This is a genomic window from uncultured Nitrosomonas sp., assembly GCF_902826915.1.
Lineage (GTDB): Bacteria > Pseudomonadota > Gammaproteobacteria > Burkholderiales > Nitrosomonadaceae > Nitrosomonas.
Window position 1 is genome coordinate 1 of sequence record NZ_CADEGP010000065.1, and the last position, 15,543, is coordinate 15,543.

Consider the following 15,543-nt stretch of genomic DNA (forward strand, 5'->3'; position numbering starts at 1 on the left):
AGCTTTCTTGTATACAAAGCCTCCGCCACAGTCATGTGAATTTTGCAGGGCCGACCAGCATAGGGTCTGTAGACATTTCACATGGGTAACCAAAAATATCCGCAAGCCATGGCAACCATACTTTCATAATTCCTCTTCAGTTTGTCATATCGTGTTGCCACTGCATTGAATCACGCAAAAGTGTTTTCCACCAAATGCCAATACTTATACAAATCCCAATCCATATCTACATTACCTTTCAAAGAGTTGCACTTTCTTGGTATTACTGGCCTAGCTCTCTTCTTTGTTATCTGCTTCCGTATACAGTCACTGTCATAACCTTTGTCCGCTACAATCGCTTCCGCGTCAGGTAATCAAATCAATGGTTTCTTGAAGCAGAATCTTCCCCAACTTCGACCAAAACTCTTTACTGAGTATCAACTGGGGCATCGCAAACTCGTCTTATTGGTGGTATAGGAACCTCAATATTACGAGTTTACCTATATTCAAAAATAAAGCACCCCGCCGCAAGCAACGAGGTGGCGGATTCAAGTTTGAAGTGCAATTTTGAATCTCTTCCGGGTTTAATTCCTTGCTCCTTGGGGCGAAGGCTGGTTGAAAACCGGCAGTCTGAAGAGCGCTTTTAATACCTCGCTGCTTGCGGCGGGGTGCTTTATTAAACAGCGCCGTATGTGGCTTCAATGTCACGCCGTGGCAATTGTTACGATAATGCTCCGATGGAAAGTTTCTGGGACTTACTTAAAAATGAACTCATTCATCAAAAAAGCTATGTAACAAAACAGACAGCGATAAATGAAATCGTAGAATACATAGAAATATTCTATAATCGTACGCGCAGACATTCAAGTTTGGGGAATATCTCACCGGCCCAGGCGCTGATGCAGTTTATGCTTAAACAGGATGAGGTTGTCTGAAGTGACAGTGTCTATTTTATTCAACAGGGGTCAATAGCTTTTGTTTATCTTTAACTTGAAATTCTCCGTGGCTTGCCACGGGGAGCATTATAGATTATGTTTTTGAAGTTAGCGTAGCACGCTGTTTTTGGTTTTCTGTACCGTAATACCTCGTGGTCTTGCCGCGAGGATAAGCGCGGGGAGCGCGGAGAAAATTTATTTATTTTCATAAAATGACTAAAAAATATTTTGGAACTGATGGTATACGAGGCCGGGTAGGTAAACATCCTATTACACCTCATTTCTTTATGCATTTAGGTTACTCGGCCGGAAAGGTTTTGGTTGCTGGCGATTGGCACCTAATGGAAGGAGAGCGCCCAACAGTTCTCATTGGCAAAGACACTCGGGTATCTGGTTATATGCTTGAATCTGCACTTCAAGCAGGCTTATGTGCCGCAGGCGTAAATGTGCTCCTATCCGGCCCCATGCCAACCTCCGCCATTGCCTATCTAATTCGCGCCCTGAGATTGCAAGCTGGTATTGTTATCTCCGCCTCACATAATCTATTCGAAGATAATGGCATCAAGTTTTTTTCTGCCGATGGGCACAAATTACCTGATGACATGGAACATAACATTGAATCTTTGTTAGATATAGCAATTGAAACCATGCCTTCAGAAAAGCTAGGGAAAGTGCAGCGGCTTAAGGACGCAACAGGCCGTTATATCGAATTCTGTAAAAGTTCTTTTCCTTATCATCTTGATCTACGCGGATTAAAGATGGTCGTTGATTGCGCCAATGGAGCCACTTACCATATTGCCAGTCATGTTATGCACGAGTTAGGAGCTGAAGTTATTACCATTGGTGCGGAACCCAATGGTTTAAATATCAATCTTGAGTGCGGAGCCACTCATTGTTCAACATTACAAAAATCTGTTATGGAAAACCATGCTGACTTGGGTATTGCATTGGATGGCGACGGTGACCGTCTTATGATGGTGGATAAACAAGGTAGACTATACGATGGTGATCAATTGCTCTATATTATCGCCAAACATCGTAAACAAAGAAAAGTGCTTGAAGGCGGTGTCGTAGGTACTCTGATGACTAACCTTGCAATAGAAAATCGTTTTAAAGAAATGAGTATTCCATTTATCCGAGCCAATGTCGGTGATCGTTACATACTAGAATTACTGCATGAAAAAAAATGGTATCTTGGAGGCGAAAATTCCGGGCATATCGTTTGTAAGGACAAGCATACGACTGGTGACGGCATTATCTCTGCTTTGCAGGTACTGTATGCGTTACGTGACACCCGAAAAACTTTAGCTCAATTCACACGTGACGTCGTACTATACCCACAGCGATTGATTAATATAAAAATTCCCGAGTCATTTGATTTTAGATCAAATAAAATTGTTAAAGCAGTACAGGTAGAAGCCGAGGCTGACCTGAATGATTGCGGACGTGTTCTTATAAGAGCTTCAGGAACGGAGCCACTTATTCGCGTGATGGTTGAAGGTAAGTCAAAACAAAAAGTTAATTACTGGGCTGAACATATTGCTGAAGTTGTTCAAATTGCCAGCAAAGAATGAGCGATCATTTTTCACGAACCATACTTATACGATCTCGATATGGGCGTTGTTGAATCTCTTCCGGGTTTAATTCCTCACTCCTTGGGGCGTTGAAAACCGGCAGTCTGAAGAGCGCTTTAATACCTCGCTGCTTGCGGCAGGGTGCTTTATTTAACGAACATGGCCGTATTGCCTGGCAAAAGAAGACAGGATATCTATGCCGAACTTGCCATGCAACGCTATAAGCGTATTTTGAGCAATGCCATGAAAGTACGTGTGCTCCCACAGCAAAAAATAGAAGCATGGATTAGTGCGTCTGCACTCAATAGAATAACTAATTTAGGAATGCCGGTATCCGTACAAAATCTAGTACACATAAGAAACTGGGAACTTTCGGTCAACTTTTGATTTATTCAACAACGCCCCACTTTTCTATGCTCTCGGGAAACTGTCCAATCGAGTTAGGCTACTTCTGTTTACTCAGCAGCCTAACACTCCAAAAACCAGGACATTTGTCCTGCAAAGACTACCGTAATATCCTGGAATTTAGAGGGCAAAAACGCTATGTACATCACAAGAATACTTTGATACATTCATTCTATTCTAAAGAACAATCGAATTATCTGAACTTGCGATTCTTCTTGGTCTTGCCACGGGGATCTAATTAGGCTTTAGAATGTTGAGATTCGAGATGTCGTAGAGAGGGCGGGCCACTGTGCTTGGCAGATACATTATCACATTGTATTTCCTGTGAAATACAGACGGGGACTGTTAGATGACGCAGTTGTAAAAATCATTATGATGACTGCGAAAGCGATAGAAGATCGATACGACATTGAGTTTGAGCAGATAGGTTGCGACGAAGACCACGTACATATACTTTGTACGGCACATCCGAAAATTGCACCGGGTCAGATTGTTAGGGTGTTCAAAAGCATAACAGCGCGGGAATTGTTTAAGAGGAAGCCGGATTTGAAACGAGATCTGTGGGGTGGTGAGTTTTGGACGGATGGCTATTATGTTGCAACTGCAGGTGAAAGAGCTGATTTGGGTGTGGTTGAGCGACATGTAAAGAATCCAGGCAAACCAAAAGAAGAACTGCGTCAACTTGAGCTTTTCTAATATCCCGTGGTCTTGCCACGGGATCGTTTATTTAGGGGTTTTATTTTTTGAATTAGTAACTTGAAGAGGCAAAGAACAAATGTGTGGAATTGTTGGGGCAATAGCAAATGCCAATGTAGTCCCCATTCTAATAGAGGGGTTGCAACGCCTCGAATACAGGGGTTACGATTCGGCTGGTTTGGTAATTACCAATTATGGATTAAAAAGATTGCGCACAATAGGTCGCGTGAGCGAACTTGGCAGGCTGGTTGAACAGCAGAGAGCTCATGGACTTGCCGGCATAGCGCACACACGATGGGCAACCCACGGCGCATCTTCAGAACGTAATGCTCATCCTCATTTTTCAGAGGAATCCAAAATTGCTGTTGTACATAATGGAATCATAGAGAACTACGAAAACATTCGCACTTATCTGAAAAAACAGGGATGCGAGTTTTTATCAGATACAGATAGCGAGGTTATTGCACATTTAATAGCTTTCAAGTTACGAGAAGTAACTGATTTATTCAAGGCTGTTTGTTTATCCGCTGCAGAATTGCAAGGATCATATGCGATAGCTGTTATGGAGGAAACGAACCCGGATTGTATTATTGTTGCACGTCATGGAGCGCCTTTAATATTGGGTGTGGGAAAAGATGGTAATTATGTTGCATCAGATGTGTCGGCTTTACTTCAAGTGACCCGCAATATCATTTTTCTGGAAGATGGTGACATTGCGGAGCTCAGCAGTCATGGATTCAGGATTGTAAATTGTTTGAATAGCCAGTTTGGCGAACCGGTTAGCCGTAGCGTTCATGAAACTCATTTATCCAATGAAGATATCGGATTGGGAGCTTATACGCACTTTATGCAGAAAGAGATTTTTGAACAACCAAATGCTGTAGCTAACACATTGGAAATGTTATCAGGTGCACAGCACATCACTCCAGGTTTATTTGGGCGTGAAGCCGAAAAAGTATTTTCCAATATTAACCGGATTCTAATCCTGGCCTGTGGGACCAGTTATCATGCTGGCCTGGTGGCTCGATACTGGTTGGAGACTGTGGCGGGATTGCCGTGTAGCGTTGAGATAGCCAGCGAATACCGTTATCGTGAACCAGTCGCGGATCCAGCAACTTTGGTGATTGGTATTTCTCAATCAGGTGAGACGGCTGATACTTTAGCTGCACTGTCATATGCAGAAAAAATGGGGCATCGTCATAGCCTCGCCATATGCAATGTGCCCGAAAGCGCGTTGATTCGGCAAGCAGAATTAAGCTTCTTGACTCGCGCAGGACCGGAGATTGGGGTTGCTTCAACCAAGGCATTTACTACGCAGTTAGTTTCGCTTCTATTGTTATCGGTGACGCTCGCAAAAATACGGAATCGATTAACCCAAGAAGATGAACAACGAATGATTAGAGCGCTCTGTCATATACCCGATGCTTTGCAACATACATTACAGGTCGAGCCACAGGTGAGGATCTGGGCAAAAAGATTGGCACAAAAACATCATGCATTATTTCTTGGCCGCGGCGTTCATTATCCTATCGCGATGGAAGGAGCACTTAAGCTCAAAGAAATTTCGTATATTCATGCCGAAGCTTATGCAGCAGGAGAGTTGAAGCATGGTCCACTCGCTTTGGTGGACAAGGAAATGCCGATAGTTGCAATTGCTCCTAATGATCAGTTATTAGGTAAACTTAAGTCAAACTTGCAGGAAGTGCATGCACGCGGTGGCGAACTTTATGTTTTTGCTGATACAGACTCACAGATTACATCAAGTGATAATCTGCATGTGATCCACCGGCCCGAATATGCCGGTTTACTAAGTCCAATTCTTCATGTCGTCCCTCTTCAGTTATTGGCTTATCATGTTGCACTGGTTAAAGGCACAGATATTGATAAACCAAGAAATTTGGCGAAAGCGGTAACAGTTGAGTAAATGTAGCCATGAAAAAACGTGTCAGAGAGTTTCTGAATAACTGCGCATTTACTCAATAAAGCACCCCGCCGCAAGCAGCGAGGTATTAAAAGCGCTCTTCAGACTGCCGGTTTTCAACCAGCCTTCGCCCCAAGGAGCAAGGAATTAAACCCGGAAGAGATTAAATTGTTTGTCCAATGTGCATTGAGATATAGAAGTGTACATAATGAAATCAGTGGAATTCAAGGCATGGATGGAATCGATTGAACGCATGAGTCGTATTCAGCGAGATAAACTGCGAAAGAGTCTGGAAGGAAAAGAGGATACTGATGAAGTGATTGCATTGGTCGAACGAAATCAGGAGACGATAAACTCGCTTGTACCCGTTGTAGGGCAACCAATCTATATCGCTGGGGAAAAGCCAGTGAGAGTTAATGCCAGTGTATCATCAGCGATGGGAACAGACGAGCGTTTGGAGATTCGTAAGCGTGGCTGGTGGTCAGGATCGCACAGAAGATGAACAATTTACGAGAAAAATAGATTCGGAAAAACGATCAAAATTCTAGCAATCTTTTAGAAACGAAATTTCAAACTGAAAATCCTGAATTTTTCAACGGCCTGTTAGAGAAAATTCTAATAGAAAATTTAGGATTAATAGATTGATAATGATTTATTATGCTGACAACATTAGTCAAAACGGCAATCCAGAAGCAAATTGGATACTGACTTTATTATTTTGTTTCTGGAGAAAAAATGGAGCAACAGAAAAGTAAACATTGTGTTTATCCCATCGAGTGGACTATTGGCATTTTCAAAAAAGATATAAGCATACAACCCAAAATATAATTTGAAATAGTGAATCATGATAATTTACTATTGATATATTCTTCAGAAAGATTGTAACTTGGTTAAAAATATACTTATTGTCTGTATCGGAAATATTTGTAGAAGCCCAATGGCTGAAGGATTATTCAAGCATGCGCTTATTGAGGCCGATAAAACTGATTATTTCGTGAGCTCTGCTGGCCTTGGCGCGTTAATAGGCTATCAACCAGATCCTATCGCATGTCAACTTTTGTTAAAAAAAAACATCGACATTCTAGACCATCGTGCTTGTCAATTAAATCGTGAGATGATTCATAAGGCAGAGCTTATTTTAGTGATGGAATTGAATCAAAAAGTCGCAATAGAAGAAAATGAGCCAAGTGCAAGAGGAAAGATTTTCCGGTTGGGTGAGTGGGGGAAATTTGATATTTCTGATCCTTACGAACAAGATCTGGTTGTTTTTGAAAAGGTATTGGCATTAATTGAGGAGGGGGTGTCACAATGGGTAGTGAAACTATAATTCATGGCACCGCTAAAAATTACCTATTTTGCAAAAGAATAATCATCTGTGATTGCTTGACTCATTAAGATCCATATTGCTGGAGATTGAATTTTTAAAGATGATCTTAAATCTATGAAATAAGAGGACTTCGAATAAGTTGATTACATTCATGGCCCGACAAAAGTTTACCACTCTCTAATTTAAATATTAGAAGTGCGGTAACTTTTCGTGGTTATTCGTTATTTAAGTATTAAAAATCTTAATTAGACTAGTCTAATCTTTTATGGGTTTAATTCCTCGCTGCTTGCGGCAGGCCGCTTTATGTATTTTGCAATATAATCACGATAACTTTCTCCATTATGCTAAATATAAGATTATTGCGAATAAAAATATTACTCGTTCTAATTGTAACGAGTCCGCTCATAGCTTGTACCATAGTTCCTGGGCAGCATGTGCGATCTTTTTCCACTCAATCCAGCATGGAATTGCCGGTTACGGAAAATAATGAAGCAATTTTGAAGAAACTTAATATTCAGACTATTAATGCCCAGTTAATTATTGATTTAGAAAGGAATATTAATAATCGCAGCTTAGGTCCTGATAATGTGGCTAACCATTATTTCGATTATCGCATCGGTTCAAAAGCAATAAAAGGCACGCCAAATCAGGAATCTTATAGCCAATATCGCGTGGGACCGAGAGATATTCTCAATATTACCGTCTGGGGACATCCGGAACTGACAATCCCAGCAGGTGAATTTAGGTCGGCAGAAGCGGCAGGAAATGTCGTCGGTGAAGACGGTACATTCTTCTATCCTTTTGCGGGTGTTGTGCAAGCGGCGGGTAAAACAGTCGAAGAAATCCGCGAAGAACTAACCCAGAGGCTATCGCGCTTTATAGAAAAAGTTCAACTCGATGTGCGTGTAGCTGGGTATCGTAGCCAACGGGTTTATGTTGTAGGGGAAGTGACTCAACCGGGAGTTTATTTGGTCAAAGATATACCCTTGACCGTATTGGAAGCGATCAATAATGCCGGTGGAGTAACCTCTCTAGCAGACCTGCGCAATATTGCTTTAACGAGGGACGGCAAGACTTATAGCATTAACCTGTTGAGCCTTTATGAAGGTGGCGATATCACTCAAAACGTGTTACTTGAGCAGGGTGATGTTTTGAACGTGCCGGACAATGTATTAAATAAGGTTTTTGTGTTGGGTGAGACCGCCATGGGTCGCGGATTCGGTGTCAGGCCACGAAGTTTAATTATGAATAAAGCACGCATGACATTGACTGAAGCGTTGGCTGACGGAGGTGGGGTAGATCAGGAAACTTCGGATGCAGCTAGAGTTTTTGTTTTTAGATCTGGTATAGGAAATTCAGAAATATTTCATCTGGACGCGAAATCTCCCGATGCCCTTATATTGGCAGAACGCTTCCCATTGCAGCCACGCGATGTGGTCTTTGTTGATCGGGCAGAAGGTATTCGTTGGAATCAAATCATCTCACAAATTGCACCAACCATTCAATTGTTGAATATATTTGATGGATCATTACGCATTCAACCATTTACTACACAACCCCTAGGTATACCGCGATGATCGGTTTCCAAAAAGAAAATACTAGAGCTGCGGATAACTATCAGCCGAATCAGAAAGAAAATGAAGACGATCTGAATTTGGTTGAGTTATTGGCCATATTGGCATATGGAAAATGGCTAATTATCTTGGTCACACTGGCTGTAACTTTTTTAGGTGTAGCTAAGGCCTATCTCGACAAACCGGTTTACAGAGCTGATGCCATGTTACAACTTGATGAAAAATCCCGGGCGCTCACAGGGATTGAACCAATAGCAAACATATTTGTAAGTAACTTGCCGGTAATAGCTGAAATTGAGCTGATTAAATCCAGAATGGTATTAGGAAAAGCTATTATAAATATGAAGTTAGATATTGAGGCTAAGCCGAAGCGCTTTCCTGTTGTTGGCGATATGATTGCGAGTCGATTTCAACGACGTAATGAAGATAATACAGTTTCCGATCCTATAGCTGGGCTATCTCGCTATGCTTGGGGTGGTGAAGTCATTCAAGTCGACACGTTTACAGTACCGGCAGATTTGAGAGATAAAGAATTCACTTTATTGGCAGGTGAACAAGGTCATTTTCAGATCATTTATGACGACGAGCCTATCCTTGAAGGAAATGTTGGTAAGCTGGCCAGCAAACAGATTAAAAATAATCAGCAGCTTATTACTATATTTGTGTCGCTATTAAAATCACGTCCCGGCACCCAATTTACCATCAAGCGACTATCTGAAAATAGCGCAATTGCTAAATTAAAAGATAATTTGGTTGTTTCAGAAAAAAACGCACAGAAAAATAAACATACAGGAATAATAGAATTAGCACTGGAGTCACACAGCCCGGATCAGGCAATGCGGGTATTAAATGAAATTGCCAGAATTTATATACAACAGAATGTTGAGCATAAATCTTCCGAAACACAACAAACACTAGAATTTCTATATAAGCAACTACCTTCAATAAAAAAGCAGTTGGAGATTTCGACAACTGCCCTTAATAACTATAGAAACCGTAAAGGTTCTGTTGATTTAGATATGGAGACGGGGCATATTTTAAATAATTTGGTGAACATAAAAACCAAGATTACTTTATTGCAACAATCGCGTGATGAACTAAGACAAAGATTTACCGAGTCACACCCTAGCGTAATTGCTGTGGATAAACAAATTTCTCGATTGAAAGAACAAATGAATGCTCACGAAAATATGGTCAAAAAGCTACCAGAAACACAGCAAGTTATTGTAGGATTGTCCGGGGACGTAGAAGTGAACAAAAATCTCTATAATACTTTGCTTAATAACGCACAGACATTAAAGGTAGCAAAAGCAGGTACGGTGGGAGATGCAAGAATTATCGATTATGCGATATTGCCTGAAGTTGCGATTAAACCTGTAAAAATATTAATTATTAGCTTTGCTTTCGTTTTCGGAATGTTTTTAGGTATTGTTGCGGTGTTTGTACGTCGAATGCTACAACGTGGCATCGAAGATCCTGATCTTATCGAGAAACAATTAGGCATTCCTGTTTACGCAACCGTCTCGTACAGTAAAAATCAGGGGATACTTAATAAAGAAGCCAGCAAACGTTATAAATCAGATAAAATTGATCCAATTCTATTGGCTAAAATATACCAAGAAGATAACGCGATAGAGAGTTTGCGTAGTTTTCGCACTACATTGCATTTTTCTTTGCTAGATGCAAAAAATAACATCGTCTTAATTTCCGGACCGAGTCCAAATGTTGGCAAATCATTTATTTCGCTTAATCTTGCCGCAGTAATGGCTGACAGTGGAAAAAAAGTATTACTAATAGATGCTGATTTACGTAAAGGTACTATCAATAAATCGTTGGGCGTAAGTAGAAAGAATGGCTTATCTGAAATAATCTCAAATACTGTAATGGTAAATGAAGCAATTCATAAAATACCGCTAGCCAACATTGACTTTATTCCTACAGGAGCATTACCGCCTAATCCATCGGAATTATTGTTACACGAACGCTTTGGCGTTTTCCTTAAGACTCTGATTGAGCGGTACGATTTGGTCATTATAGATTCGCCACCAATTTTGGCTGCTACGGACGCTGCTATTATAGGGCGATTCGCTAACGCTACTTTCATGGTAATAAAAGCGGGGCTACATACCAAGAGAGAATTGGAACAAAGTATAAAAAGATTTAATCAATCCGGCACTAAAATAAAAGGTATTGTGTTTAATAGTATGCCTGAAATATCATCGCGCTACGGGCACAGCTATAGTAGGTATGTGTATCAATATAGCTATAAAAAATAAGCCATGCAGCAATAATGCGGAGTGCTTTATTTGCACTTGCGATTCCCTGACTCTTGTTGAATAAAATAGACACTACTACTTCAGACAATCTCATCCTGTTTAAGCATAAATTGCATCAGTGCTTGGTGTAATGATTTAAATAAAGCACCCCGCCGCAAGCAGCGAGGTATTAAAAGCGCTCTTCAGACTGCTGGTTTTCAACCAGCTTTCGCCCCAAGGAGCGAGGAACTAAACCCGGAAGAGATTAAATAATTCAAACTTGATGAGCTAAAGTGTCTCTTAACTTAGGTAACCATTTTTCCGAATTGCTTTGACGACATACAGGCTTGGATTGAGCAAGATTACCACTTATCGGACTGTCCGAATTTGCGAGGCCACTTCTCTATAGCTCCCCCACTTTTTTATGCTCTCGGGAAACTGTCCAATCGAGTTAGGCTACTTCTGTTTACTCAGCAGCCTAACACTCCAAAAACCAGGACATTTGTCCTGCAAAGACTACCGTAATATCCTGGAATTTAGAGGGCAAAAACGCTATATACATCATAAAAATACTTTGGTACATTCATGCGGAACTTGATTCGCATAATAAGTTATGTACAATTCTTCGAGTTAGGAAGTCAGCTGTTATATTTTGACATTTAACTTGCCAAAAAGACAATCAACATCTACCATCAGCAGAGGACTGAAGCGTAATCGGGGGAAGCGAAATTACCGACCGAAACAGGTACATGGCTTGGCGATTGAACGTCGAGGTGAGACAGTGGATGATTAAGTTAATTCGCCAGGAGTTGAGTCCGGAGCAGGTTGCGAACTACCTGGAACGCCATAAGAATCTATCGCTGCATCATGAAACGATTTATCAGTTGATCTATGCAGATAAGGCGCGGGGTGGTGATTTGTATAAACATTTGCGGATTGCCTCAAAAGCTTGCCGCAAGAGATATGGTCATCACGACAGGCGGGGCAGAATCCAGGGCAGGATCGGCATTGAAGAGCAGCCGGAAATTGGAGAGACAAGGCATCGTATCGGCGATTGGGAAGGTGATACGATCATAGGCAAAGGGCGAGCTGGCGCGTTAGTGACGTTAGTGGAACGTAAAACGCTCTATACAGTAATCATGCGCTTATCTGGAAAGCATGTCGGCCCTTTAGCACAAGCTGTCATTAAAGTGATGAAACCACTGGCGGCAAGAATTGATACGATCACACTGGATAATGGTCTGGAATTTGCTGAGCATGCCAGAATTGCCAAAGAGCTAAATACAGCGATTTATTTTGCATATTCCTATGCTTCGTGGGAGCGTGGTACGAATGAAAACACGAATGGGTTGATTAGACAATATTTTTCAAAAGAAACCGACTTTAATCTCTTCCGGGTTTAATTCCTCGCTCCTTGCGGCGGGGTGCTTTATTCAGGTGACTGATGAACAAATTAAACAAGTCATAGATTGACTGAATATCCGGTTCCGAAAGACCTGGGGAAATCAATCACCGAACGAATTATTTTTAGGACTGCAAGTTGTTACTTGCTGCGCAACTTGATTGCACTTATTACTTGAATTTTTAATTCCTCGTGGTCTTGCCACGGGGATAGGCGCAGGGCGAGCGGAGCAAATCTATTTTGCAGCAGTCTGAGAGTTTTTTCAAAGACTGACATGAAGAAGTGGATTGCGATTCATTTTAGGATTAGTTATGGGAGTCTAAGCTAAGCATGAGCAGTGTAAATATTAACGACTTAATTTCCTTATTTATACTTTGTACAATAGTGTCTGCAATTGCTATTCGTGCTGCCGCCTATTTAGTACAATCCTTAAGCATGGTCGATCGCCCTGACGGAGGCCATAAATTGCATGATTCCAACACGCCTTTTGTTGGTGGAGTGGGACTGTTAACAGTCGTATGCTTAGCATTCGCATTGCTATCCTTCGTCCATTTCGAGATGCCCAAGAATTGGTTGATCTTGGGATTATGTTCTGCCATTATCTTTATCACGGGTTTTGTAGATGACATAATTAGCCTTTCTTATAAGCTACGCATTATGATACAGGCTATCGTTGCACTTGTTATAGTGTTGAGCGGTGATATGATGCTTAATGAACTTGGCGGATTGCTATGGGGTCAATCGCTACAACTAAGCGGATGGTTTGCAATTGCTTTTACTGTTATTGCTATTATCGGTGGCATTAATGCGATTAATATGATTGATGGTATTGATGGACTCTCGGGATCGATTTCTCTGGTTAGCTTGTTTTTAATTGGCATTGTTGCGTTTATGGATGGAGATCAGCATAACCTTATATTAATTACTGCGCTTGCCGGTGGTATGGTAGGTTTTTTGTATTATAACCTGCGCTATGCCTCGAAACGCTACGCGCGCGTGTTTTTGGGCGACAATGGCAGCATGTTAATTGGATTTATATTGGGCTGGTTGCTTATTGATCTTTCGCAGGGCTTGAACCCAGCAATGACACCAATAACGGCAGTATGGCTGTTTTCCATGCCACTCTTGGATTCTATCGGTGTTATGCTACGCCGGGTGTGTTTGGGTAAATCTCCTTTCATGCCAGACCACCTCCATCTGCATCACTTGTTTCTGAAGGCTGGTTTTTTTGTTAGCGAAATAACTTTTCTCATTGTTTCGTTCCATATTCTATTTGGAATAATAGGGCTCATGGGTCTTTACTTGGGCGTTCCTGAATTCGTAATGCTATTTGGTTTTCTTTTGATATTTCTAGGATATTTCTTGCTGACGTTGCGACCTTGGCGTTTTATATCAATGTTACGACATCTCCGGATACTATTTGGAACCAGACTGGGGTTTGCTCCTGCTGCAAGTTGTAAAATTTTTTCCGGTAATTTCACCGCCAAAGAAACCGAGAATATAGCCAAGACAATTAACGAAGAACTCGGACCTGATGTGAATTTTTCGATAAGAATTTTTGAACAGATATCGGCACGCCATAATTCTGAAAAACACTATGCTATTACGTTTAATGTATGGCTAGCTAAAGAAGCCTGTCTTTCGGAGAAGATATTGAAGCAACAGATTGCATTGCTACAACAACGACTGAAAGAACGACGGAGTATCCGGCTACGTGTCCTTTCAGCACGCGATAAAGATTTCGATCTGAAAGCTTGCAGCACCGGCAGTGCCTTTGGTGAGTCGTTAATAGTGGGGCGGCGTAGCCTAGGTCCGCAAGCGCTGACGTTCGAAGTTATGGGTTAGCAATGAACGACCCCGCCCCTTGGGGCGGGGTCGTTCATTGCACTTATACTGGTTTCATCAAGGAATTCTTCAATTAACCCACCCAATCGCTTACGCTCAGCCGAAAGAACATCAACAATAATGGCTTGTAAAGTGGTGTAACCGGGCCGGACGATCTTCTGTTGATTCAAGGAGGCGACCAGCTCAGTTAAGATGAAGGTCGGTGTTACATCACGTAAAGTGAGTTGGGCGGCTTTTTCAGTGACTAACGGCGTGAATTCTTTTGACCAAAGACGGTATTCAAATAGCTTAACGATTTCGTTACATTGAACGTAATACTCGGCTTGTCGAACCGGTCTTGGTGTAAATAGCACACCGGGAAAATAACAGCGCAATAAGAAATCAATATCCTCCTGAGGTGCGTCCGAAAATGACAGGTTAAAAAAGGTTTGCTTAGCTTTGAAATAACCGATTTGCAACATGCATAGAATTTGTTCAGGAATGCCGCTACGTCTCTGAACAAGGGTGCGTTCTTCATCCGTTAGAGAAAAATATTCAGCACGTTGAAAATTATCAAAGTCAGGCAGGCCATACAAAGCTTCCTTCTCGGCTTCGGAAAGAACAGTAAGGTTTTTGTCACTAGCTCGCATCTTTCAAAATGGAAATAAAATACGTGCACGGTGCACGAAACTGAAAAGACGCACGGCAAGCTGATTGCACAAACGGTCGTTTGTGCAACAAAGTTGTTCTTGCCAGAAATAAAGGGCTTGCGTATTGCATAAACTTATTGCATAATAGCATCTATTGGCAATAGGTTTATGCAAGTAATGCACATCGGTTATGCACGGGTATCAACTCAGGATCAAGACAACGCGGCGCAAATCTCTGCACTGAAGTTGGCTGGGTGTGAACTCATTTTTGAAGAGAAGGCTAGCGGCGGTCGCTGGGATAGGCCCGAATTACATCGCCTCATTGGACAGCTACGCAAAGACGATGTTCTGGTAGTTTGGAAGCTGGATCGATTATCCCGTTCTTTAAAAGATGTTCTGACTTTGATGGAAAAGATTGAACTGGCTTCTGCTGGATTTAAAAGCTTAACCGAAGCAATTGATACCATGTCTGCCGGTGGCCGAATGATGATGCAGATTGTCGGTTCATTCGCCGAGTTCGAGCGAGCCATATTGCGCGAACGCACACGCAATGGGCTAAACGCTGCTCGTATGGAAGGTCGTGTTGGTGGCCGTCGCCCCAAGCTCAGGCCACATCAGGAACAAGAAATCGTCCGTTTGGTGAGTTCGGGTCAAAAGACCGCTGCTGATGCCGCCCGGTTATTTAGTGTACATCCGGCAACGATCTCTCGCTTGCTTATGCGTAGCAAGTTAACAGTCTTGGCATAGGCTATTGTTCTAATTAATAACAGGTAAACCCCCGGCTTAGCCGGGGGACTCCAGAAGGTTTGACCGTTACGGCAGTCGTCGTAACGTTCTCGTCCCAACCACGAGACGAGGAGTCAAAGATGAAGGAGTATCAAAGTTTGAGCCATACGCGCTGGGATTGTAAATATCATGTGGTATTTATTCCAAAGCGGCGAAAGAAATTGTTATTTGGCAAGCTCAGGAAACATATAGGGGAAGTGCTGCATGATCTCTGG

13 protein-coding genes and 2 pseudogenes are annotated in these 15,543 nt (G+C 41.9%); 13 read left to right on the forward strand and 2 right to left on the reverse strand.

Annotated elements, in window-relative coordinates:
* Positions 1-77: 77 nt before the first annotated feature.
* Positions 78-353, reverse strand: a pseudogene (locus tag QZV86_RS11065) (IS5/IS1182 family transposase); the annotation flags it as partial.
* Between the two features lie 324 nt (positions 354-677).
* Between QZV86_RS11065 and QZV86_RS11070 the strand changes: the two are divergent.
* The 11 genes and pseudogenes from QZV86_RS11070 to QZV86_RS11120 all read left to right on the forward strand — a co-directional run.
* Positions 678-914 (forward strand): annotated as a pseudogene (locus QZV86_RS11070) (IS3 family transposase); the annotation flags it as partial.
* Positions 915-1,126: 212 nt separating this feature from the next.
* A complete protein-coding gene (gene glmM, locus QZV86_RS11075; RefSeq protein ID WP_295627887.1) occupies positions 1,127-2,488 on the forward strand; it encodes a phosphoglucosamine mutase in 1,362 nt (453 codons plus the stop codon).
* A gap of 159 nt (positions 2,489-2,647) precedes the next feature.
* Positions 2,648-2,875: a hypothetical protein gene (locus QZV86_RS11080; protein WP_295627890.1), complete on the forward strand. Its 228-nt coding sequence runs from the start codon at positions 2,648-2,650 to the stop codon at positions 2,873-2,875.
* A gap of 276 nt (positions 2,876-3,151) precedes the next feature.
* The gene (gene tnpA, locus QZV86_RS11085) at positions 3,152-3,589 is read left to right on the forward strand and encodes an IS200/IS605 family transposase (protein ID WP_295627922.1); all 438 of its coding nucleotides are present in this window, start codon (positions 3,152-3,154) and stop codon (positions 3,587-3,589) included.
* 79 nt (positions 3,590-3,668) lie between these two features.
* Positions 3,669-5,513: a glutamine--fructose-6-phosphate transaminase (isomerizing) gene (gene glmS / locus QZV86_RS11090; protein ID WP_295627895.1), complete on the forward strand. Its 1,845-nt coding sequence runs from the start codon at positions 3,669-3,671 to the stop codon at positions 5,511-5,513.
* 205 nt (positions 5,514-5,718) lie between these two features.
* Entirely contained in the window at positions 5,719-6,012 is a 294-nt protein-coding gene (locus QZV86_RS11095; RefSeq protein WP_295627899.1) for a hypothetical protein, read from the forward strand.
* 384 nt (positions 6,013-6,396) lie between these two features.
* Positions 6,397-6,837, forward strand: a complete 441-nt coding sequence (locus QZV86_RS11100; RefSeq protein WP_295627902.1) for a low molecular weight protein-tyrosine-phosphatase — start codon at positions 6,397-6,399, stop codon at positions 6,835-6,837.
* 341 nt (positions 6,838-7,178) lie between these two features.
* On the forward strand, positions 7,179-8,414 hold the full coding sequence (locus QZV86_RS11105) for a polysaccharide export protein (protein ID WP_295627905.1): 1,236 nt from the start codon (positions 7,179-7,181) through the stop codon (positions 8,412-8,414).
* Positions 8,411-10,687, forward strand: a complete 2,277-nt coding sequence (locus tag QZV86_RS11110; protein WP_295627908.1) for a polysaccharide biosynthesis tyrosine autokinase — start codon at positions 8,411-8,413, stop codon at positions 10,685-10,687. The genes QZV86_RS11105 and QZV86_RS11110 overlap by 4 nt, the downstream gene beginning before the upstream one ends.
* 728 nt (positions 10,688-11,415) lie before the next feature.
* The gene (locus QZV86_RS11115) at positions 11,416-12,069 is read left to right on the forward strand and encodes an IS30 family transposase (RefSeq protein ID WP_295627912.1); all 654 of its coding nucleotides are present in this window, start codon (positions 11,416-11,418) and stop codon (positions 12,067-12,069) included.
* A gap of 383 nt (positions 12,070-12,452) precedes the next feature.
* A complete protein-coding gene (locus QZV86_RS11120) occupies positions 12,453-13,913 on the forward strand; it encodes an MraY family glycosyltransferase (protein WP_295627915.1) in 1,461 nt (486 codons plus the stop codon).
* Here QZV86_RS11120 and QZV86_RS11125 read toward each other — a convergent pair.
* A complete protein-coding gene (locus QZV86_RS11125; protein ID WP_295627917.1) occupies positions 13,910-14,542 on the reverse strand; it encodes a DUF4158 domain-containing protein in 633 nt (210 codons plus the stop codon). The genes QZV86_RS11120 and QZV86_RS11125 overlap by 4 nt on opposite strands.
* 168 nt (positions 14,543-14,710) lie before the next feature.
* Between QZV86_RS11125 and QZV86_RS11130 the strand changes: the two genes are divergently transcribed.
* Positions 14,711-15,289: a recombinase family protein gene (locus tag QZV86_RS11130; protein ID WP_295627919.1), complete on the forward strand. Its 579-nt coding sequence runs from the start codon at positions 14,711-14,713 to the stop codon at positions 15,287-15,289.
* Between the two features lie 119 nt (positions 15,290-15,408).
* Positions 15,409-15,543, forward strand: a 135-nt coding sequence (locus tag QZV86_RS11135) for a transposase (protein ID WP_295627923.1), incomplete at its 3' end; no start/stop codon positions are given.

Bases quoted from the DNA above. Each gene is read 5' to 3' on its own strand.
- glmM (WP_295627887.1), top strand. From the start codon at position 1,127: ATGACTAAAAAATATTTTGGAACTGATGGTATACGAGGCCGGGTAGGT.
- QZV86_RS11080 (WP_295627890.1), top strand. From the start codon at position 2,648: ATGGCCGTATTGCCTGGCAAAAGAAGACAGGATATCTATGCCGAACTT.
- glmS (WP_295627895.1), top strand. From the start codon at position 3,669: ATGTGTGGAATTGTTGGGGCAATAGCAAATGCCAATGTAGTCCCCATT.
- QZV86_RS11095 (WP_295627899.1), top strand. From the start codon at position 5,719: ATGAAATCAGTGGAATTCAAGGCATGGATGGAATCGATTGAACGCATG.
- QZV86_RS11105 (WP_295627905.1), top strand. From the start codon at position 7,179: ATGCTAAATATAAGATTATTGCGAATAAAAATATTACTCGTTCTAATT.
- QZV86_RS11110 (WP_295627908.1), top strand. From the start codon at position 8,411: ATGATCGGTTTCCAAAAAGAAAATACTAGAGCTGCGGATAACTATCAG.
- QZV86_RS11115 (WP_295627912.1), top strand. From the start codon at position 11,416: ATGGCTTGGCGATTGAACGTCGAGGTGAGACAGTGGATGATTAAGTTA.
- QZV86_RS11125 (WP_295627917.1), bottom strand. From the start codon at position 14,542: ATGCGAGCTAGTGACAAAAACCTTACTGTTCTTTCCGAAGCCGAGAAG.
- QZV86_RS11130 (WP_295627919.1), top strand. From the start codon at position 14,711: ATGCAAGTAATGCACATCGGTTATGCACGGGTATCAACTCAGGATCAA.